This is a genomic window from Bacillus sp. SRB3LM, from assembly GCF_015712745.1.
GTDB classification, from domain to species: domain Bacteria; phylum Bacillota; class Bacilli; order Bacillales; family Bacillaceae_G; genus Bacillus_A; species Bacillus_A thuringiensis_K.
The window spans coordinates 220,910-241,568 of the sequence record NZ_VWVQ01000067.1 but is presented as its reverse complement, the minus strand read 5'-3'; the positions used below and the strand labels follow the sequence as shown (position 1 = coordinate 241,568).

Genomic DNA, 20,659 nt, shown 5'->3' with positions numbered 1-20,659 from the left:
TTTTGTTTAGGGATTTATTCTGCTATGCTCTCATGGTGAAGGGGAATATTCAGTGAGGTGGAACTATCATTAATTACAGTTAGCTTTATTTGAAAGTAAAAAGGTAGGTAAATGACTAGATAATTTCATTATGCTTGTGCTGAAGTAAATAATGATTCCATCTTTACTTTGCTCTTTTCTCGAATTTCAGCATCTGCGTGTCTCATAACGTATTTATGCGCTACAGCGATTGCTAAAACATCATCTAATAAGCCAATCCCAATAATAGCAGCTATATCTGGAATGAAATCGATTGTTAATACGTAATAAGATAAAACGGCTAATATTATGAATTTCGCCTTAGTAGGTAATTCTTTCTTTTTCATTGTGTAGAATAAAATAATACTTTCATATACGCTAGATTTACCGAGGTTTACAGAGCTTTTTTTGAACTTTTTCCAAAGTGTCTGTTTCTCCATATAAACACTCCTTTTACAAAATATAGATTTTTTAAAAGGATGGACAAAGAAGTGAGAGATTAATCAATTTTATTGTTTTTCTTAATTATATATTTCCATAAAAATAGGGGATTACCTGTTTAAAATAATATAATGTGGATTATACAATGATTCACATTGTTCCGTTACATAGTATATATATTGTAAAATGTATGTGGATGATTTAGTTATTATTATGCATTTTATAAGCGGTATGGGGGAAGAAAAATGAAAATAATAGAACTACCAATTGAATTCGAATTTAACGGGCAAAAACAATGTGTTTATCCAAGTTTAATTATAGTACATAATGAATTAACATTAGTCGATACAGGATATACAAGTTTTTTACCTTTAATTGAAAATGCAATATTAAAACATGGATATGAGATGAAAAACTTAAAAAATATAATTATTACTCATTATGATGATGATCATCTAGGGGCTTTATATGATTTCAAAGTGAAATATCCTCATATTAATATTATTGCTAGTGAAATTGAATCTAACTATATTAGTGGTGATATAAAATCAGAGAGGTTAGTTCAAGCTGAAGAAATGTTAGAACGTATGCCAAATGAAGAAAAAGAATTTGGTAAATGGTTTATACAACAGTTAAAAAATATAAAACATATTTCCGTCGATGAAAAAGTGCATGATGGTCAAATGATTTTGAATAATGAATGTCAAATAGTAGCGACGCCAGGACATACTTCGGGGCATATTTCATTATATTTTCCGAATTTAGATTGTGTAATTACGGGAGATGCGGCTGTTCAAGAGAATAGTGAGTTAGTAATAGCTAATCCGAATTTTTGTTTAGATATAGAAAAAGCGAAACAGTCTTTAAATAGGATTAAAAGTTTTAAAGCAGCAGAGTATTATTGCTATCATGGAGGAAAGCTTACTGTATAAACTAATGAAAACCGGTCTTTCCTAAATCGAAAAGATCGGTTTTTTAGTTCATATATTTTGCGATTTCGAGCAAATCAGTAACATTATATTTCGGTAAAATTGAAATATATATGTAAAGAAGAATATATATAATTTGAGCAAGAGTATAGGGGGGAGAAGATGGGTTCGTTATTTGATGTAATAGCAAAATTAAGAAGTTCATTTTGTCTTCTACTAACATGGAAGCATTAATAAAATCTGAGAAAAAGCAAAAAGAATTTGTTCGTCTAGTACACGATGAATATAAAAAAAGAAGATAAGAATTTTTTTATTTTTCATATTTGGCGAAACAAATGGTACAATGAAAGCTAATGTGAAAAATAAGGAAAAGAAGTGGTCTATTTGAAAAACTTTTTAGAATTAGGAATTAGTGAAACTTTTAATCATACATTACGTGAAAATGGAATTACAGAAGCAACACCAATTCAAGAGAAGGCAATTCCTGTTATTATGTCAGGTAAAGATATTATTGGGCAGGCGAAAACAGGAACGGGTAAAACGTTAGCATTCGTGTTACCGATTTTAGAAAAAATCGATCCAGCGTCTAGTGATGTTCAGGCTTTAATTGTTGCACCAACAAGGGAACTAGCACTGCAAATTACAACTGAAATTAAAAAAATGCTTGTTCAAAGAGAAGATATTAATGTACTAGCGATATATGGTGGACAAGATGTTGCGCAACAGTTGAGAAAATTAAAAGGTAATACACATATTGTTGTAGCAACACCGGGACGATTATTAGATCATATACGCCGTGAAACAATTGATTTAAGTAATCTTTCAACAATTGTATTAGATGAAGCGGATCAAATGCTTTATTTTGGTTTCTTATATGATATTGAAGATATTTTAGATGAGACACCAGGTAGTAAACAAACGATGTTATTCTCAGCAACGATGCCAAAAGATATTAAAAAATTGGCGAAGCGTTATATGGATGAACCGCAAATGATTCAAGTACAAAGTGAAGAAGTAACAGTTGATACAATTGAGCAGCGTGTCATTGAGACGACAGACCGTGCAAAGCCAGATGCACTTCGTTTTGTTATGGATCGTGATCAGCCATTTTTAGCTGTTATTTTCTGCCGTACAAAACTTAGAGTAAGTAAACTTTATGATAATTTAAAAGGACTAGGTTATAATTGTGCTGAACTTCATGGTGATATACCTCAAGCGAAACGTGAAAGAGTTATGAAGAGTTTCCGCGAAGCTAAAATTCAGTACTTAATCGCAACGGATGTAGCAGCTCGTGGACTTGATGTAGATGGTGTAACGCACGTATTTAACTTTGATATCCCTGAAGATGTAGAAAGTTATATTCACCGCATTGGCCGAACAGGACGTGCAGGTGGATCAGGTCTTGCAATTACGTTCGTTGCAGCGAAAGATGAAAAACATTTAGAAGAAATTGAAAAAACGCTTGGTGCACCAATACAAAGAGAAATAATTGAACAACCAAAGATAAAACATGTTGATGAAAATGGAAAACCGGTACCAAAGCCGGCTCCGAAGAAATCAGGTCAAAATCGTCAAAGAGATAGCCGCGAAGGTTCAAGAAGTGATTCAAGACGTGATTCCAGAAATAGCTCAAGAAGTGGTTCAAGAAATAGTTCGAGAAATAGTTCTAGAAATGAAAATAACCGATCATTTAATAAGCCAAGTAATAAAAAAGGTAGTACAAAGCAAGGTCAGCAAAGGCGTGGTCGTTAAATAGTTATAATTGTAAAAGAGTCGCAAAATATTGTGGCTCTTTTTTTGTTTGTATACAACAAGGATGATGGCAAGAAAAAACAAAAATTTCATTCACCGTATTTGAAATTTATAAAGGAAATTTTATAGTCCAAAACCATTAGAGCAAGGATATTACTATCATTCAGCAGAACACTTTGATTAAAAGAAAAGGTATTGAAGCGAGCGAGTATTTTCATTACACATTCTGCAATTATCGAAATAGAACAAGAGAAGTTTATGAAGGATTAAACTCGTATTGGTGTACGATTGTTGGAAACTGGAAAACTAATTTGTTAGTTTTGATCGATGAGGAACTCGAGAAGCACCACTGCCATCCTTATGGGGAAATTGCTTATGACGATGAAGGTAATGTAGTGATAATATGCGAAATAAGAAAAAAGGACTAGCAGTCGTACCTGCCGTCCTTTAATAGGAGAAAAAGTAATCTTGTTTAGAACTACGCATAAACAGAAAATCTGCTTGTAATTAGTTTTACCCTAAATATACATGTCTATACAAAAAAGGGATAAGTAAAAGATACTTATCCCCGGAAGGGAAATCCCAAGCACCAAAATGGCTCGTATTGGTCTGCAGGTTCAAAAGTAGTATATGTAAAACGAAAAATCTCATACAAAAAGCAGACAACGATTTTGGTTGTCTGCCAGTGAGCTCAATGAGTTAGCTAATTGTGATAATTTGCATCCCCATTGCGAGAAGAGTGAAGCTGCTAGTTCAAACAGCTTGTTGGTATTATTTTCGATTTCTTAAAAAATATACAGAGAAAGCAGATAAGTGAAGAACCTACCTGCTTTTGCTGTAACAAAAGATAAGAGGTATTAGCCGTGGACACGGCGGCTTGAAAATAGTATGTATTTTTATTTAAAAAATATTCAAGGGGTGAAGAAACATGGAATGTTTAATAAAGGTGTTTGTTTTATTAATCAGTTAATTAATAAAACAAAATAGTTATTTGGGAGAAAGGGAAAATGAATATGAGATGAATTGAAGCTGTTGAAGAATTACTTGAAGTGATGAAAGAATGCTTTTGGAACGGAACATCTTTAAAGGGGAAGCTAATGATTTTAATATTGTATCTTGGCTGATTGAAAAAGCGACGCGTAAAACAAAATAAAGATTTCATTTTGTAGCAATGGAGAATAGATATGTGTACTTATTGGGGGAAAGTAGATAAAGAGTTCTTTAAGAGGCAAGAACCGGAACAAAATAAAAGAGCGGCTAGCAAAAGCTAACTGCTCAATACTCAATACAAGGAGATACAGAGAAGACTACTTTAAATGAATGTTGGCATACAGCCTACATACAGTATTGACCGAATGTTTATTTTAAATTCAATTTATTTAAAGTAAACATCCCAACAGATAAAATGGTTGCGCCTGCTACAGAACCTAGCCAGTCTCTCCAACCTAATGTATTTAAAGATGCATCTGTTAAATCCGTAATTAAGAAGATGGCAAACATTAATACACCAAATGTTAAGCATCCCCAAAATGTTTGCAAATATTTAATCATCTTCTTTCGGAATTTGCTCATATAAATCACCCTTATTAATAATTTATATTTTTATAAATAAATTATCGCATGTGCAAAAATTAAAAGTGCGAAATATGCAATATTACATATTGGAACTCAACAAAATACTCCATTGATAAGTACATAGATCGAACGGAGGGGAACCGTATCGTATGAATCAATTGTCATTTTTTGAAGTCATCGATGTAAAGGAGATGCGCTGACTTGTGGTGAAGGAGCTGAAAAACTACAAAGTGTTGTGCGTCTGGATAAAGAATCGAGAAAAATAGGATCAAGCGGAGGGCATCGTTCTTTTCCTAAAATGAAAGGTGACGATAAGAAACATGAGATACGTTTTAAACAAATTGAGCGGACGTTAAAAAATAAAAATTTATAAAGGAAATGGAAAGTATGGTGTTGTATATGTACGATAATAGGAAACTTTTTGCAAACTAAACATATAATTTTAATAGACCGACAGTCGGTCTGGTGGGAAGGAGAACTTGAATGCGAATTGTAAAGGAGTATGAGGAGCGTAGAAAGGAAATTTTAGAAACAGCTGAGCGTTTGTTTCTTACGAAAGGTTATACGAAAACAACCGTGAATGATATTTTAAAAGAAATTGGTATAGCAAAGGGGACGTTTTATCATTATTTTAAGTCGAAGGAGGAAGTAATGGATGAAATCATTATGAGGATTATTAAAGAGGATGTCACTAAGGCGAAAAGGATTGTCTCCAATCCCGATATCCCCGTTTTAGATAAGTTATTTAAAATTTTAATGGAACAATCACCAAAATCAGGAGATGTAAAAGAAAAAATGATCCAACAATTCCATCAACCAAATAATGCAGAAATGCATCAGAAAAGTTTAGTGCAATCCATTATACATTTATCTCCTGTATTAACGGAAGTTTTAGAGCAAGGAATAGAAGAAGGCATATTTTATACTCCATACCCACAAGAAACAATTGAATTATTACTCTCTTCAGCACAAGTCATATTTGATGATGGTTTATTCCAGTGGAAAACGGAAGAAATGATGAGAAGAGCTAAGGCTTATATTAAAATGATGGAAGTATCTGTTGGAGCGAAAGAAGGGTCCTTTAATTATATGATCGAGGTTTTAATGAAACAGAAATAGCTTTTTTCTGTTTGGGTATTATAGACCGGCAGTCGGTCTATGCTAAATGAAGGAGGTGATGAGGATGCCAGCAAGTATTCAATCTTCCTTGAAAGATTTTCACTTAATGGTAAGTGGTCAAATTATTACTATTTTAGGTTCAACACTATTACGTTTTGCACTGTCTTTATATGTGCTAGATATAACAGGACGTGCCGATATATTTGCAGGGTTATATGCCGTAACGAGTATCCCGTTTTTGTTAGCTCCTCTTGGCGGAGCGATAGCAGATCGTTTCAACCGCCGTAATGTAATGGTCATTTTGGATTTTATAAACGCTGCTATTGTATTAAGTTTTATAGTTTTGTTATTAACTGAATCGATATCTATTTTATTGATTGGAACAATTATGTTTTTACTAGCAGTCGTTAGTGCAATGTACGCACCAGTTGTTATGGCAAGTATTCCGCAATTAGTTCCAGAGAAAAAGTTAGAACAAGCAAACGGTATCATAAATGGTGTGCAAGCATTATCTAATATAGTTACTCCTGTATTAGGAGGAATATTGTATGGCATAATTGGTTTGAAAATACTCGTAATAACAAGTTGTCTTGCTTTCTTTTTATCTGCGATTTTAGAAATGTTTATTACAATGCCATTTATAAAAAGAATACAGGAAGGCCATATCGTACCTACACTTGTAAAAGATATGAAAGAAGGTTTTCTTTATGTTTTAAAGCAACCTTTTATTTTGAAGGCTATGTTACTTGCAGCTTTACTAAACTTAATTTTGACACCGTTATTTGTTGTCGGAGGACCTATTATGTTACGAGTAACTATGCAGAGTAGCGATATGATGTATGGAATTGGAATGGGATTAATTGATTTTGCAACCATATTAGGGGCATTGTCAATCGGTTTCTTTGCTAAAAAGTTACAGATGAAAAGATTATATAATTGGATGTTTATCATAGCTTTATTAGTAATACCAGTGGCACTATCAGTTACACCGTTTACTCTTAATTTAGGATACTATCCACCATTTATCCTCTTTATACTTTCTTCTCTTCTAATCGCAATGATTATGACAATTGTATCCATCTATGTGATTACTGTAGTCCAAAAGAAAACACCAAATGAAAATCTAGGAAAAGTAATGGCAATTATAACAGCGGTATCTCAATGTATGGCACCAATTGGGCAAGTCGTATATGGTTTTATGTTTGAAGGATTCAGTACGAAAATTTATTTACCTATATTAGCTATTAGTTTCATAATGATAATAATAGCGGTGGTGACGAAGAAAATATTAAGAAATGAAGGGAACTAGCTTCATATGCTTAGAGTATTAGCGAAACCCAATCCTAATCAATTCTTCATCATTTATTTCAATTACGAATCTATATTCTTTGTCTAATAGCCAGTAATAAAAACTGACTGCATCAACGTCAACTAGTGATTGGAATACTTTATCAAGATTTGTACTTACTACAGGGATTTCATAGTTATCCCATATTATAAAAATCTGTTCGTCAAAATCTAGTTGGTTTGCTCTAATAAGGGAAATTAGTTGTTCTTTGTTCGAAGCTATGAATTGATTATCTATCTGTTCCCAATATATTCTTCCCGAGACAGTTATAGGAAATGAATTAATTAAAATAGTAGCAATCTGCTGGCTTTTTTCTTGGGAGAAAATGAGAGTTTCGTTTCCTAGGGATTCAAGGCATTCACTAAACAAAGGGTTTGTGTCATTGTTGTTTTTGGTTTTCAGTGCTCTTAACTTTTGTCGCAATTTCCATTGTCTTGACGATCTATCATCCATTTTTAACATTCCTTATACAATTATTTAAGAATGAGTATAGCATATAAGGGAAGTCTTTATGAAAAGGAACTTTTTAAATATAAATTAAACAAAAGCGTTATTTGAAAAAAAAGCCTTTTAAGGAAAGATAAGAGGCCATCAAAAAATATAACAACATAAAAAAATATATTATGTTTATACAATTTGAAAAGTTGATGGAAATAATAAAATGTATAAAATTCTTATAAAAAAAGCCCTAGGATTAGGGGATCTAGGGCTTCCTCTGTTGGTATATCTCACACGACATTATAAAAAGAAAAGAACTTAATGAAGATAACACATGAATGTTTCGTAAATGTATCAAAAAAAGTGAACAAAAGCGTTATTTTAAGGAGCATGATATATCATCAAGGGCTTTATAAATATAACTATACATTCGGTAAAAGAGATATCTTGGATTGTATTTTTGTTTCCAGTTCATAATAAGTCCCCCTTATACAAATAGTTTAATTATATTATACAGTTATTAATGCGAATGTTAAGAAACCTTGATATGAATTAAGGTGAATTTAAACAAGTTACAACGAACAGTGGACCTAAGGGATAGAAGAGAAAATAAAGGATGTTTGTCTTCGGCATAAATTACGATATGGATATCGAAGAGTGACCGCAACTCTTCGGAAAATGGGGCTGTGTGTAAATCATAAAAAAGTATTATGAATCATGAGGCAAAATCAGATTCTCTCAAAAGTTGGTCGAAAGAAAAAGAAATATATCAGTGGTGCGGAGCCAGTAGTAGCCCCTCATCGATTGGAACGCCAATTCGATGCATCCGCACCAAATGAAAGGTGGTTTAGGTATTTTGATAGGTGTCCCGTTTTCGGGGTTCACTTCAAAATGTAGGAGTTTTTTCTTTGTTTGAAAGTTCAAAAAGATATATAATAATTTTCTGACTATTAATTTATGGAGGGGTGTTAATGAAAAATGAAACGTTACACACACAAGAAGACATTTTAAAAATGCTTGATTCATTATTAAGACCTGCAGAACCATTTTGGAATGAATTTTATGAGAATAGAGAAAAGGATGTTCCATTTTTTGAAAATGTTCCAGATGAGAACCTAGTTTCGTATATACAAAAAGAGAGAGTTTCAAAAGGGAAAGTATTAGAACTTGGGTGTGGTCCAGGTAGAAATGCCATTTATTTAGCGACTCAAGGATTTGATGTAACAGCAGTGGATTTATCTGTAGAAGGCATTAATTGGGCTAAAGAAAGGGCATTGGCAAAAGAGGTAGCAATTCATTTTATTTGTGATTCAATTTTTAATTTAGAGGTTCAAAACGAATTTGATTTTGTATACGATTCGGGCTGTTTGCATCACATTCCACCGCATAGAAGAATAAATTATGTGGATTTAATTAAAAACTCATTAAAATCGGGTGGTTATTTCGGATTAACATGTTTTGCGGCAGGTGATTTAGATGAGCGAAATGGATCGGAAATAACAGATTGGGACGTATATAGAGGGTGGAGTCTACAAGGGGGTCTTGCATACTCGGAAGAAAAGTTAAGAGAGATATTTAAAGAATTTGAGGTAATTGAGATTAGAAGAATGAAACAAATGAAACAACCGAAAGAAATGTTTGGAGAATCATTTCTTTGGACAGCATTATTTAAGAAGAAATAATAAAGTAGATAATTGACAAACTCATCGTTTTTATAGACAATATATTAAAAGGAACGTACGTTTGGTTTTTTGGCGTATGTTTTACATAAATACATAACAAGGGGCTGTCTCCATATGAGTAACGCAAATCAAAAAATTACTACGTTTTTAATGTTTGAGGGCAAAGCTGAGGAAGCAATGAATTTTTATACGTCACTATTTGATCAATCAGAAATTGTAAGTATTTCTCGCTACGATGAAAATGGACCTGGTAAAGAGGGAACTGTAATTCATGCAACTTTTACGCTAAATGGCCAAGAGTTTATGTGCATTGATAGTTATGTAAATCATAATTTTACATTCACTCCAGCTATGTCTCTTTATGTAACTTGTGAGACAGAAGAAGAAATTGAAACGGTCTTTCATAAACTAGCGCAGGATGGAGCGATTCTTATGCCTTTAGGTTCTTATCCGTTTAGTAAAAAGTTTGGCTGGTTAAATGATAAGTATGGTGTATCTTGGCAGTTAACTCTTGCTGAATAAAAAAGAAAAAGCGTAGCTTATTTGTTTGTAAAAGATGTTCATCTTGTATGGAATGAAGTTTCTAGGGTTTTAAAGAATAAGGGTATTCTTATTGCTGGATTTACAAATCCGTTACTATGGATTTTTGATGATAACCAAGAGCAAAAAGGTATTCTTGATGTTAAACATTCAATTCCTTCATCAACATTGGATTATTTACCAGAGGATGAAGTTCAAGATTACATCGATTCAAATCAAACAATAGAATATGCGCATACTTTAGAAGACCAAATCCAAGGCCAAATTGAAGCTGGTTTTGCTATAACAGGTTTTTATGAGGATGATTTTGGTGGAACAAGGATATTAGATAAGCATATTAAAACATTTATTGCGACAAAAGCTATAAAGTTAAAGATGGATTAAGAATTTTTGCTTGTCGCACGGGGTGTTAGTCGAAGAACGCTCTTAAAATAGAAAAGGATGGTGCTTTCCATCCTTTTCCTTATGTATTTTGAGTGTCGAAACTATTCTGAAAACAAGTTTTACACTACCAATTGTATAATTAGGTTATACTTTTATATTAAGAATTTTGCTGACCAAATCTTTTCCCGAGTTTAGCTAACAATTCAGGTTGATCGCTTTGGCTCATTATAACTTCAATAAAGATAAGGTGATTCTTATTAAAAGTTATATTTGTTAAGACTTCTGCTAATTCTGATTCATTTTCTACTTTAAATGTTAGACTTTTTTCTTCTGCCCCAAATACCATTGATAGTTTATTGTAATCCCACATTTGTATATCATTATAAGGTTGGTTTTGGCCGTGAATGGCACGTTCAACAGTGTATCCGTTGTTATTGATTAAAAATATAATCGGTTTTAAATTATGACGTAGTACAGTTGATAACTCTTGGGCAGTTACTTGGAAAGAACCGTCACCAATAATTAAAATGTTGCGCCGTGATAAATTGGCGACCTGTGTACCAAGTAGAGCAGGCAGTGTGTAGCCGATAGATCCCCATAACGGTTGTCCTACATATGCAGTGTCATTAGGTAGAGGGATAGCAGCACTACCAAAGAAAGGTGTTCCTTGCTCTACAATTAAGACGTCGTTTTCTTGTAAGAAATGGTACATTTGCTGCCAAAAACGTTTTTGTGTGACCATTTGTGCTTTTGGAATGAACTCTTCAGTAAAAGGTGATGATTCTAAAATAAATGGCTTAACGTCAAGGGTATCTTTATTACGATGCTCAATTGAATCACTTAAATGTTGTAAAACATCCTGCATTACAACTGGACCGTATTTTTTATCTATAATTTTCACAGTGTAGGGATGGATTTCTATAACTTGTTCTTTTGTAAAACCTTGTGTGAAGCCGCCTGTAATAGTATCAGTTAACTTCACACCAATACTAATAATACAATCCACTTTAAATTTTCATGTGGTACTACATCATCTAAAAAGCAAGATTATAATCACCAGGAACCCCGAATGTATGTTCAATTCCTAAGTCGTGTAGTCTATCCAATAAATATGTACTTACAGTATATTGTTTTTTCAAATGAATCATCTCCTAATTATGCAATGAATGTTTCAATAGACTGAACAAGTTCTAATGCGTTGATTAAAATATTCATTACTAGATTGTGGTATAATTTACATACAGGGGGAAAGTAGATGACACAACATAAAGAAGAACAGATGAATGAGGCATTAGCATTATTTTATTTTGCATATAAAACATTTACTGAAAAGCCAGATGAAATTATAAAAGAATATGGCATTCAACGAGTACATCATCGAATTTTATTTTTTATCGCACGTTTTCCAGGGATAAGTGTAAATGAGTTATTATCACTATTAGAAATAAGTAAACAAGCGCTCCACGGACCGCTACGTCAACTTGTGGAAAAGGGCTTAATTGAGAGTAATGAAGCTATGCATGATCGACGTGTGAAACAGTTGTCTTTAACAGAAAAAGGTACAGATTTAGAGAAAAAACTGAGTGATGTACAAAGACAACAAATGGGTGCTATTTTTTCAAAATTTGGTGAATCATGTGAGGACAATTGGCACCAAGTTATGAATGAAATGGCAAATAGCCGATCAGGTTTTGATGCTTGGATATCGAAACGTGAAATACCAGTCGATCAAAAATAATGAAAAAACTTCTGTTTTTATCGTTTGAAAAAGAACAAATTTTATCCATACATTTGGCAACTATCGATTAGTCATAGAGTGAATGGATAAAAAGATACATTACTAGATACTTTATACGTGTACGCAATGGAACAATAAAATTCACATTTCCGAAAGGGGAATTATAATGATAAAACTTGTACTTATTCGTCACGGACAAAGCTTATGGAATCTTGAAAATCGCTTTACTGGATGGACAGATGTTGATCTATCAGAGAATGGATTAAGTGAAGCGAGAGAAGCAGGAGCAATATTAAAGAAAAACGGATATACTTTTGATGTGGCTTATACATCAGTATTAAAACGCGCAATTCGGACGTTATGGATTGTACTTCATGAGATGGATCTTACTTGGGTTCCAATACATAAATCTTGGAAGCTAAATGAAAGACATTATGGTGCATTGCAAGGGCTGAATAAAGATGAAACTGCACAAAAATATGGTGAGGAGCAAGTTCATATTTGGAGAAGAAGTGTTGATGTAAGACCACCGGCTCTTACTGAAGACGATCCTCGATATGAAGCGACCGATCCAAGATATAAAACACTCAAAAAAGGTGAATTTCCATTAACTGAATGTTTAGAGGATACGGAGAAGAGAGTACTTGCTTATTGGCATTCAGAAATTGCGCCGACATTAAAAAGTGGTAACAAAGTAATTATTTCATCACACGGTAACACAATTCGCTCGCTAGTAAAATATTTAGACAACCTTTCAAGTGATGGTGTAGTTTCATTAAATATTCCCACTAGCATTCCGCTTGTTTATGAATTAGACGAAAACTTACGTCCGATTCGTCATTATTATTTAAGTATGGATGGAGAAGTACCTGAAGGGGAAATTCCGAAACATATTTCTTTTTAATACGAAAATTTGAAATGAATGCTTGTCTACATATACAATATAGACTCATGGTAAAGTGAAATTTTAATCAGTGGGGGTCTTACTGCCCACAAATAACAGGATAAAAGACGTGGTACTTTCTAATATATATGCGATGTAGCTAATTTTAGAAGCTTGTCCACGTCTTTTGTCATAAAGAGAGCAGCTTGCGCATGTAATGATATCGTGAGTAGTTTTTGAATGGAGGGTGATGTGATTAATGATCTCTAACATTCGAATTGGCTTATTTGTTTTAGCGATTGTCTTTGTAGTCCTTGTTTTCTTTTATTGGAAAAATGAGGAGTTGTACGAGGAGAAAAAGCAACGTATTAGAAAGACTTGGTATGGTTTGTTTATCATATCTGTCACCGTGTATTTCATGATAAAAGGAATTGATTTAACCCTCTGGAAAAATCTTTTAATGTTTACTGCAATGGCTATTTTTGTTGATATTGCGTTCATTTTAACACCTAATATTTCTGAAATATGGGGTGCGAAATTTAGCGATATTGGCAAGACAGTTCAATCAATAAAACGATCATTAATTGCATCTAAAGCGAGAGGAGAAATATACACGACAATTATTCAAAATGTTAATCCAGCAGTATTCGGTACGATGGAATGGCATACGGAAGAGGAATATACAAAGAGCTTAAATGCATTTTTAGATTCATATGGGGAAAAGATTGGCGCGAAAATTGTTGTTTTTGAAGCTGCGAAAGAGTTAAATACAAACTTTCGTGGTATTCGCTCGCAATTTAGTATTATCGTTCCGTTAGAACATATCGAGCAATTGAATGAGCAGAAAGCGGTGCAAGTAGAAAATGTCGGGATTATACCAGCAAAAATAGTAAGTGACGTTTTCATTGTTATTGATGGAAAGAAAAATAACCTGCAAGATCGGGATTTTGAAAATGTATATAATTTAACAATACATCATAGTTATTTTAGTAAATAAGGACAGAATCTTTTTCTGTCCTTTTCTTCTATACATAAATTAAAAACAAAATCCGACAAAGTTGAATAAAATTGGACAATCATTCCTACACTAGCATGTAGAGGTGATTGTAGTGGTAAAAGATTATGACAATGATTTTTTTAAAGAAGGTAACGAAGATACAACAGATTTCTCTTTAATAAAAGGAGATACGTTGCAGCAAGTAGAAGAATTAGAAGAAGAATTAAAAAGAAAATCATAAGTGTACACTCTTTTTACATTTGCTATATAATATAAATAAAAGGTTGTATCTTTTTGAAAAGGGGGAGAAGAGATGGCTGAAGTCAATGTGCAAAAGTCTTCGTTTTTTAAAGAAAAAAAAGAAGAATCCAATACAGATTTCTCTCTTGTGAAAGGTGCATTAACGGAGAATATAAATCGGTTAGAGAAACTGATGAATAATAGTAGTTCAAAATATATACAGGTGAAAAGAACAAAAGAAAATGCATAGAGCATTTTCTTTTGTTTTTTTATTTAATAGTAAACTTATCTTTTACTTTATTAGGTAAATCTGTTTTCTGAATTTCTTCATAAGACTTTACTTCAATTGATGATATTTCATTTTTGCTATTATCATCTTGATCTACATAAAGGCGTAAAAACGCGTCTTCATTTAATTTATGATTGTTTTCTTTTTTTGTACTTCTAAATGTAATTTGTTTTTTGGCTCCATCTTCATCATATGCGGGCAGCGTATAGTTTCGTAAGTTTCTACCATCTACTTTTTCGATAGTTCCTTCGCCTTTTATCTGCATGTAATATACATCTTTACCAATTCTATTTAGTGACGCTCTCTCACAGCCAATAGTAAAACTAAAAAATAATAAACATAGTGTAATAATTGCTAAAAACTTTTTCATTTTCTTTATCTCCTTTAATGTGTTTCTTTAAAAAGTATACGACTATTATTAAATGAGAAAAATCGATGTAGATTACAACGCCCTTACAATGTTGTAAGAGTGTTGTACATAAAATGAACAATAAAAGTTAAAAGAAAGATAAAATAATGAATCATGGTATAATGATATGAGACTTACATATTATTTTTTCATTTTGAGAGGAGCTTGAAAAATGTATTCTACTTTAGAACAATTAACAAAGCACCCTGTATTTTTTCATTTTGCAGAAATTTCAAAGATTCCTAGAGGATCAGGTAATGAAAAGGAAATTAGTGATTATTTAGTGGGCTTTGCAAAAGAGCGTAACTTAGAAGTCATTCAAGATGAAGCATTAAATGTCATTATTAAAAAAGAAGCAACAGCTGGTTATGAAAATGTACCAGCTATTATTATTCAAGGTCATATGGATATGGTTTGCGAAAAAAATCAAGCAACAGTACATGATTTTGAAAAAGATCCAATTGAATTACGAATCATTGGGGACATGTTATATGCAAATCAAACAACTTTAGGTGCTGATAATGGTATTGCAGTTGCGTATGCATTAGCTTTATTAGATTCAAAAGAAATTCCGCATCCAGCACTTGAAGTCGTTATCACTACTGAAGAAGAAACGACAATGGGCGGGGCTTTTGCTATTGATCCAAATCATTTTGAAGGAAAGATATTTATAAATATTGATTCTGAAGAAGATCATAAATTACTTGTAAGTAGTGCAGGTGGTGCGAAAGCTGTTGAAACAATTCAAGTAATTTGGGATGAAACGCCAGCGAATATGGATGCATACCGTCTATATGTTGGTGGTCTAAAAGGCGGCCATTCTGGTATGGAAATTGATAAACAACGCGGTAATGCGAACAAAGTATTAGGACGAGTATTACGTGATTTATCAGTACATACGGAGTTTTACATAAGTGAAGTTCACGGCGGATTAAAAACGAATGCAATTCCGCGTGAAAGTGTAGCTACAATTTTAATTCGTACAGAAGATGTAGGACAAGTAGAAGAAAAACTAGAATCATGGACACGTGTATTACAAGAAGAAATGCGTGCTGTTGATCCAGATGTTCATGTTACACTGACAAAATTGGATGAAAAAGTTGAAAAAGTATTTGCTAAAGAGACACAAAAGCAGCTTATTTCATCATTATTCTTAATTCCGAATGGCATTCAAAGTATGAGCATGGATATTAAAGGTCTTGTAGAAAGCTCAACAAATTTAGGCGTTATTGAAACGTTGCAAGATGAAATTAAATTACGTAACGAAGTGCGAAGTTCTGTAAGTAGTTTAAAACAACATGTTGCAGAAGAAATCAAATATATTGCTGAATTAGTTGGTGCTACATTTGAAATAGAGTCAGAGTATCCAGAATGGCCATACAATCCAAACTCACAAATTCGTAATTTATTTGAAAAAGTACATCAAGAAAAATACAATAAAGAAATTGAAATCTTCGCTGTACATGCGGGGATTGAGTGTAGCGCATTCGTTCAAAAGATGCCTGAATTAGATGCAATTTCATTCGGACCAGACATTTTCAACGTCCACACTCCAGATGAACATATCAGTATTTCTTCTGTAGTGAATAACTGGGGATTCTTCATTGATGTAATGAAGGGTACGAAAGAATTAGCTAAGTAATAACGACGAAATAAAAAGGAGCCTATAAAAATTTATAGGCTCCTTTTTTGTATTGGAATTTATCAAGCTATTTGCCGGGCAGCCCGATTGGTTTAAATAATAATCAGTGGGGGATGAATAAAACCACTACTGATTAAAGGTTCACTTTATGAGAAGTCATTTTTCGTTAGTATGTAATATTAAGCTTGAACAATTAATAAGGATGAATTGTTGATGTTTTTTAGTACTGATGAAGGGGTGGAGAAATGAAGGAAAGAAAGCATTTTATTGTTTGTATGTTTTTATTGTTTTTCACATTTAGTTTTATTGGTGTTCAGAAAATAATAGCAGAAGAAGTTGAATTTTCAGGAACAACAGCTCCATTGAATGTAAATGTTAGAGAGGCAAAAAGTTTAAATGCAAATATTGTAGATGTGATTCCCGGAAATACAAAAGTATCTTTTAAAGGATGGGAGTATGGTGAAACGGTTAAAGATTATTGGACAGGAAATTTAGATAATCGTTGGTTTTATTATTTTAAAGATGGAAAAAAAGTATATGTAACGTCAGCGTATATTAATGGAAATCCTCCAAATACATCAATAGATCGTAAATTATCTGTACCTAACATATTACAAGAAAGGTCAAATTGGTGTTGGGCAGGCACTTCGGTTTCAGTTTTAAATTATTTTGGGAAAACTCCTTCACAAGATCAGTACGTTAGGTATGTTAAGGGTGGATCATATAATAATCCTGCAACTTCACGTGAAATACAATATGGATTATCCGGATATGGGGTTAGCTCAGCTATAAGTTCTGGAGCAAAATCGTATGATTGGTTCAAAAGTCAAATTAATAGTAATCAGCCGATGATTGCACTCATTATGTGGCAAAATGGAGCTAACATCGGACACTTTCTAGTACTTGATGGATTTTATAAAGGGACAAATGGAACAGATTATATAACGTACATGGACCCTTGGTATGGTGATCATTATAATCATAATTTCAGTACGTTCCATAACAATAATAATTTTTGGTGGAGTGAAACTGTTTATAATATCCATGCAAACTAATAATATTAAAAGCGGGGGTTCATAAATGGGAAAACTACTTAAGCTTGTGATACCGTGCATGTGCTTAATGACCGTTATTATTTTCGCTAGTAAAATTAGTTATGCATCAAAAAATAAAAGTGAATCAGTACAATCGATCGCATTAAAAGATTATCAATATAGTAAGGGAAGTTCTTCTGAAAATTTAAGTTTTGAAAAAATAACAACATCTCCATTTTCGTTACCAATCTATGAAACAATTTCAGCACAGCAAATTTTAAATAGCTCTGAATTTAAGCATTTACTATTACCAACAAATGAAAAGCTATGGTTTATTATGAAGGGTGAGCAGCCAGAAGGACTAATTGTTGCGAATGATATTGAACCGATTCGAACGGGCGGAGAAAATAAAAGTAAAGATTTATATGGATTATATAAAGCAATAAAAAATAATACAAATGAAACAAAAGATATTAGTTATTTCGAATTTGAAGGGCAAGGAATATTGGTAGTAAATCAAAATAATGATCAAGAAATATACCTTAGTAAAGGTACCGCTGCCATATTAAAACTTCCTGCTGGTCAAAAAGTATTGAGCAGTGAAGTAATACAGAAAATGAAAGAGAGAATTGTAACTGGTTTTGAATAGTGAGAATGTCTGATTTTTTTTGTTTATACAGGGTTGAATAGGGAACAGGATTAATGGTAGCATTAGGGCATCTTTACTGTTTGAAACCTAGTAGTGTATATAAAAAGGTTAGAGAAGTTAATTCTCTAACCTTTTTATATTAATGTCTGAAATTTAAAAAGTGATGGAGTAAACCAAATAATAAAAGTATGTCTGCTCTTATATTTTTATTTGCAATTTAAACTCGTTATATTCCGCTATCTATTGTACAACCTTTTTACATAGTTGAATTTTTTTATTTGAAAATAAGGGTGCATCTATAAAACCATAATGATAAACTAAAATACCTAATTCCACTCTAGAATTAATATGCCATTTTTCTTTAATATGATTAATTATCGTTGAAATTCTTCGAGGGGTAACATATATTTTTTTGGAAATTTCTGCATCTGTATATCCTTTTGCTACATAAATAGCCACTTCTAACTCTCTTTCGGTCAACATTCTTTTCATAAAATACGCTCCTTCGAAATTATTTATATAAAAATCAAAAGAAACTATTAAAAGAAATAAAGGTGAAAAATCATATTTATTTTAATCCGGCTATTTGCGGGTAGTAAGACTTCCACCTCAAAATTTAGATGTGGCAAAGAAGTCGGACTCCCTGTAAAAGCCTGCCTGGAGTGGACTAATAATCAGTCGGGGGATAAAACTCCCCTTAATTATTAGTGAACCATATTTTAATAATTTCTCGTATTGTGATACAAGTTTGTAAAAGAAACTATAAATCCATATAATTAGTAATTATAACTATATTAATTTTACATTACATTAAAAGTTGGAAAATATTCTTATACTCATAAAGTGTTACATTTGAGGGAGGAAATATGGAATTCTACAATCTTGGTATTATTATTAAAGAACTTAGAAAGAAAAAAAACATGTCACAATCTGAATTATGTCATGGAATATGTTCACAAAGTCAAATTAGTAAGATAGAAAAAGGTATTATTTATCCATCTAGCATATTGTTGTATCAATTATCTGAAAGACTTGGTATTGATCCAAATTATATATTTGCACTAACTAAAAATAAAAAAATAAAATATATTGAAAATGTAAAATGTGTAATGAGAGATTGTGTGAAACAAAAAGAATATAATGAGCTTTACGAAATAGTGAAAAAAGAGAAAAACGAAAATAATTTCCAATCAAAAGAAGATAAACAATTTCTATTATGGCATGAAGCGATTGCTATATATTATGTAAATGGAGCAACAATTAATGCTTTTGACATTTTAAATAGAGCACTAAAACAAACTTTAAGTAGTAGTAACTTTTTATCAGAGAAAGAAATAAGCATAATGAATTCAATCGCTATAATACATGCAGAAAATGAAGAGTATGAGAAAAGCATAAATATATTAAAACAAAGTTTAATTAATTTTAATAAGATAGAATTCCCTAGAGAAAAAGAAATCAAATTAAGACTCATTCATACGTTAACAAAATGTTTATACCTTGCAAATCAATATGAAGAAGCGATAAAGTATAGTGAAATAGGTATAAAATTAGCCATAAATATGAATACTTTATACTTATTAGGTGAATTATTCTTTGAAAAAGGTGCAATTTTATTAAAAGTTCAGCACTCTAATGAAGTTGGTTTAACATACATAAAAAAGGCATTATTTATATTTGAACTAACAGAGAGAAAACAATATATAAAAATGATCAAGGAAAAATATATTAAAAATCAAAAATAAACGAGAAAGAATTCTAACATAAACTATTCCTAATTGTTATTTATTCCTAAAAAAGTACTGTAATACGAACTATTCCTAATTGTTGTTTATTGCTAAAATAAATACCGTAATATTAGATAAATATAAAGGGTGGCATTTTATGAAATCAAGAGGAATTACTCGTAAAGCAGATAGTATGGGGCGTATTGTTATTCCAATGGAAATAAGACGGAGTTTAGGAATTGTAGAAAAAGATTCTCTTGAAATGTTTATAGAAGAGGAGCAGATTATTTTACGAAAATATCAATCTCCAAGAGCTTGTGCACTTACAGGAGATATTTCAGACAGCAATATTTCGTTAGCGAATGGGAAGATTATCGTAAGTCCAAACGGTATGGAACTGTTAATAAAGAAGTTACAGCAATATCTTTTAAAGTAAAAGGTAAGTAAGAACTTTAAAATAGAATATACTTGGAAAAAGTTCTCTATTCATTTAGGGGGCTTTTTTATTGTTATCAATAAAATTGAGAGGCCGTAGTTGGTTCAATGAAATACGGATTACCTTATGAATAGTCTGACTATTTTTTATAAAAAAACTATTTATTTACATTTTTTTGTTTCGTGTTATATTTTTAGTGTTAACATAGTTGTATTGAAAATTCTGATTTTAAAATTAGGAAAACTTTAGAAAATGAAATACTCTTAATTGAATTGAAAATCATATAAACATAGTTTGAAAGTAAAGTATGAAAATGAATCAGATTTTCAAATTAAATTTGCCAAATCAATGGAGGTTCGTGGGGGAAATGTAACTAAGAAGAAATCTCT

21 protein-coding genes and 3 pseudogenes are annotated in these 20,659 nt (G+C 32.0%); 18 read left to right on the top strand and 6 right to left on the bottom strand.

Translation table 11 applies throughout. The features are described 5' to 3' along the window. Nucleotides 1–128: 128 nt before the first annotated feature. A complete protein-coding gene (locus F3I02_RS20890) occupies nt 129–458 on the bottom strand; it encodes a YkvA family protein (protein WP_196478359.1) in 330 nt (109 codons plus the stop codon). A 246-nt stretch (nt 459–704) separates the two neighbouring features. Here F3I02_RS20890 and F3I02_RS20885 point away from each other — a divergent pair, with 246 nt between their 5' ends. Then, nucleotides 705–1,391, top strand: a complete 687-nt coding sequence (locus F3I02_RS20885) for an MBL fold metallo-hydrolase (RefSeq protein ID WP_000691173.1) — start codon at nt 705–707, stop codon at nt 1,389–1,391. 372 nt (nt 1,392–1,763) lie between these two features. Continuing rightward, nucleotides 1,764–3,140, top strand: a complete 1,377-nt coding sequence (locus F3I02_RS20880) for a DEAD/DEAH box helicase (RefSeq protein ID WP_002164013.1) — start codon at nt 1,764–1,766, stop codon at nt 3,138–3,140. Between the two features lie 1,359 nt (nt 3,141–4,499). Here the strand turns inward: F3I02_RS20880 and F3I02_RS20875 are convergent. Beyond that, complete coding sequence (locus F3I02_RS20875; protein ID WP_000033163.1) at nt 4,500–4,712, bottom strand: hypothetical protein; 213 nt, start codon at nt 4,710–4,712, stop codon at nt 4,500–4,502. Nucleotides 4,713–5,198: 486 nt separating this feature from the next. Between F3I02_RS20875 and F3I02_RS20870 the strand changes: the two genes are divergently transcribed. Both F3I02_RS20870 and F3I02_RS20865 read left to right on the top strand, forming a co-directional pair. Beyond that, nucleotides 5,199–5,834 (top strand): TetR/AcrR family transcriptional regulator, encoded by a 636-nt coding sequence (locus F3I02_RS20870; RefSeq protein ID WP_001223583.1) that lies wholly within the window; start codon nt 5,199–5,201, stop codon nt 5,832–5,834. A 64-nt stretch (nt 5,835–5,898) separates the two neighbouring features. Next, nucleotides 5,899–7,143 (top strand): MFS transporter, encoded by a 1,245-nt coding sequence (locus F3I02_RS20865; RefSeq protein WP_196478358.1) that lies wholly within the window; start codon nt 5,899–5,901, stop codon nt 7,141–7,143. An 18-nt stretch (nt 7,144–7,161) separates the two neighbouring features. Here the strand turns inward: F3I02_RS20865 and F3I02_RS20860 are convergent, their stop codons facing one another. Further along, nucleotides 7,162–7,635, bottom strand: coding sequence for a CDI toxin immunity protein (locus F3I02_RS20860; RefSeq protein WP_131251300.1), 474 nt, complete (start codon nt 7,633–7,635; stop codon nt 7,162–7,164). Between the two features lie 582 nt (nt 7,636–8,217). On the opposite strand from F3I02_RS20860, the pseudogene F3I02_RS20855 reads away from it, so the two are divergent. From F3I02_RS20855 to F3I02_RS20840, 4 genes and pseudogenes are all read left to right on the top strand, one after another. Beyond that, nucleotides 8,218–8,469 (top strand): annotated as a pseudogene (locus F3I02_RS20855) (IS3 family transposase); the annotation flags it as partial. 122 nt (nt 8,470–8,591) lie between these two features. After that, nucleotides 8,592–9,302, top strand: coding sequence for a class I SAM-dependent methyltransferase (locus tag F3I02_RS20850; RefSeq protein ID WP_000787493.1), 711 nt, complete (start codon nt 8,592–8,594; stop codon nt 9,300–9,302). Nucleotides 9,303–9,416: 114 nt separating this feature from the next. Then, entirely contained in the window at nt 9,417–9,824 is a 408-nt protein-coding gene (locus F3I02_RS20845) for a VOC family protein (protein ID WP_000063589.1), read from the top strand. A gap of 12 nt (nt 9,825–9,836) precedes the next feature. Next, nucleotides 9,837–10,226: pseudogene (locus tag F3I02_RS20840) on the top strand (SAM-dependent methyltransferase); the annotation flags it as partial. Nucleotides 10,227–10,383: 157 nt separating this feature from the next. Here F3I02_RS20840 and F3I02_RS20835 read toward each other — a convergent pair. Further along, nucleotides 10,384–11,229, bottom strand: a pseudogene (locus F3I02_RS20835) (thiamine pyrophosphate-dependent enzyme); the annotation flags it as partial. A 252-nt stretch (nt 11,230–11,481) separates the two neighbouring features. On the opposite strand from F3I02_RS20835, the gene F3I02_RS20830 reads away from it, so the two are divergent. From F3I02_RS20830 to spoIISB, 5 genes are all read left to right on the top strand, one after another. After that, nucleotides 11,482–11,964, top strand: coding sequence for a MarR family winged helix-turn-helix transcriptional regulator (locus F3I02_RS20830; RefSeq protein WP_000191888.1), 483 nt, complete (start codon nt 11,482–11,484; stop codon nt 11,962–11,964). Nucleotides 11,965–12,130: 166 nt separating this feature from the next. Further along, nucleotides 12,131–12,868: a 2,3-diphosphoglycerate-dependent phosphoglycerate mutase gene (gpmA, locus tag F3I02_RS20825; RefSeq protein ID WP_000594152.1), complete on the top strand. Its 738-nt coding sequence runs from the start codon at nt 12,131–12,133 to the stop codon at nt 12,866–12,868. A gap of 238 nt (nt 12,869–13,106) precedes the next feature. After that, entirely contained in the window at nt 13,107–13,844 is a 738-nt protein-coding gene (locus F3I02_RS20820; protein ID WP_000624975.1) for a type II toxin-antitoxin system SpoIISA family toxin, read from the top strand. A gap of 112 nt (nt 13,845–13,956) precedes the next feature. Then, the gene (locus F3I02_RS20815; RefSeq protein WP_000237819.1) at nt 13,957–14,085 is read left to right on the top strand and encodes a hypothetical protein; all 129 of its coding nucleotides are present in this window, start codon (nt 13,957–13,959) and stop codon (nt 14,083–14,085) included. A 72-nt stretch (nt 14,086–14,157) separates the two neighbouring features. Beyond that, complete coding sequence (spoIISB, locus tag F3I02_RS20810) at nt 14,158–14,334, top strand: stage II sporulation protein SB (RefSeq protein WP_000852629.1); 177 nt, start codon at nt 14,158–14,160, stop codon at nt 14,332–14,334. Between the two features lie 19 nt (nt 14,335–14,353). Here the strand turns inward: spoIISB and F3I02_RS20805 are convergent, their stop codons facing one another. Continuing rightward, the gene (locus F3I02_RS20805; RefSeq protein ID WP_000713861.1) at nt 14,354–14,743 is read right to left on the bottom strand and encodes a YxeA family protein; all 390 of its coding nucleotides are present in this window, start codon (nt 14,741–14,743) and stop codon (nt 14,354–14,356) included. Nucleotides 14,744–14,954: 211 nt separating this feature from the next. Between F3I02_RS20805 and pepD the strand changes: the two genes are divergently transcribed. The 3 genes from pepD (at nt 14,955) to F3I02_RS20790 (ending at nt 18,107) form a co-directional block, all read left to right on the top strand. Next, the gene (gene pepD / locus F3I02_RS20800; RefSeq protein WP_000287516.1) at nt 14,955–16,424 is read left to right on the top strand and encodes a beta-Ala-His dipeptidase; all 1,470 of its coding nucleotides are present in this window, start codon (nt 14,955–14,957) and stop codon (nt 16,422–16,424) included. Between the two features lie 245 nt (nt 16,425–16,669). After that, the gene (locus F3I02_RS20795; protein WP_000664545.1) at nt 16,670–17,479 is read left to right on the top strand and encodes a papain-like cysteine protease family protein; all 810 of its coding nucleotides are present in this window, start codon (nt 16,670–16,672) and stop codon (nt 17,477–17,479) included. Between the two features lie 25 nt (nt 17,480–17,504). After that, nucleotides 17,505–18,107, top strand: a complete 603-nt coding sequence (locus tag F3I02_RS20790; protein ID WP_196478357.1) for a hypothetical protein — start codon at nt 17,505–17,507, stop codon at nt 18,105–18,107. A gap of 240 nt (nt 18,108–18,347) precedes the next feature. Here the strand turns inward: F3I02_RS20790 and F3I02_RS20785 are convergent, their stop codons facing one another. Continuing rightward, nucleotides 18,348–18,599, bottom strand: a complete 252-nt coding sequence (locus tag F3I02_RS20785; RefSeq protein WP_000827560.1) for a response regulator transcription factor — start codon at nt 18,597–18,599, stop codon at nt 18,348–18,350. Nucleotides 18,600–18,973: 374 nt separating this feature from the next. Between F3I02_RS20785 and F3I02_RS20780 the strand changes: the two genes are divergently transcribed. Both F3I02_RS20780 and F3I02_RS20775 read left to right on the top strand, forming a co-directional pair. After that, on the top strand, nt 18,974–19,852 hold the full coding sequence (locus F3I02_RS20780; RefSeq protein WP_196478356.1) for a helix-turn-helix domain-containing protein: 879 nt from the start codon (nt 18,974–18,976) through the stop codon (nt 19,850–19,852). 139 nt (nt 19,853–19,991) lie between these two features. Continuing rightward, complete coding sequence (locus tag F3I02_RS20775) at nt 19,992–20,270, top strand: AbrB/MazE/SpoVT family DNA-binding domain-containing protein (protein ID WP_000842217.1); 279 nt, start codon at nt 19,992–19,994, stop codon at nt 20,268–20,270. Nucleotides 20,271–20,659 lie beyond the last annotated feature (389 nt).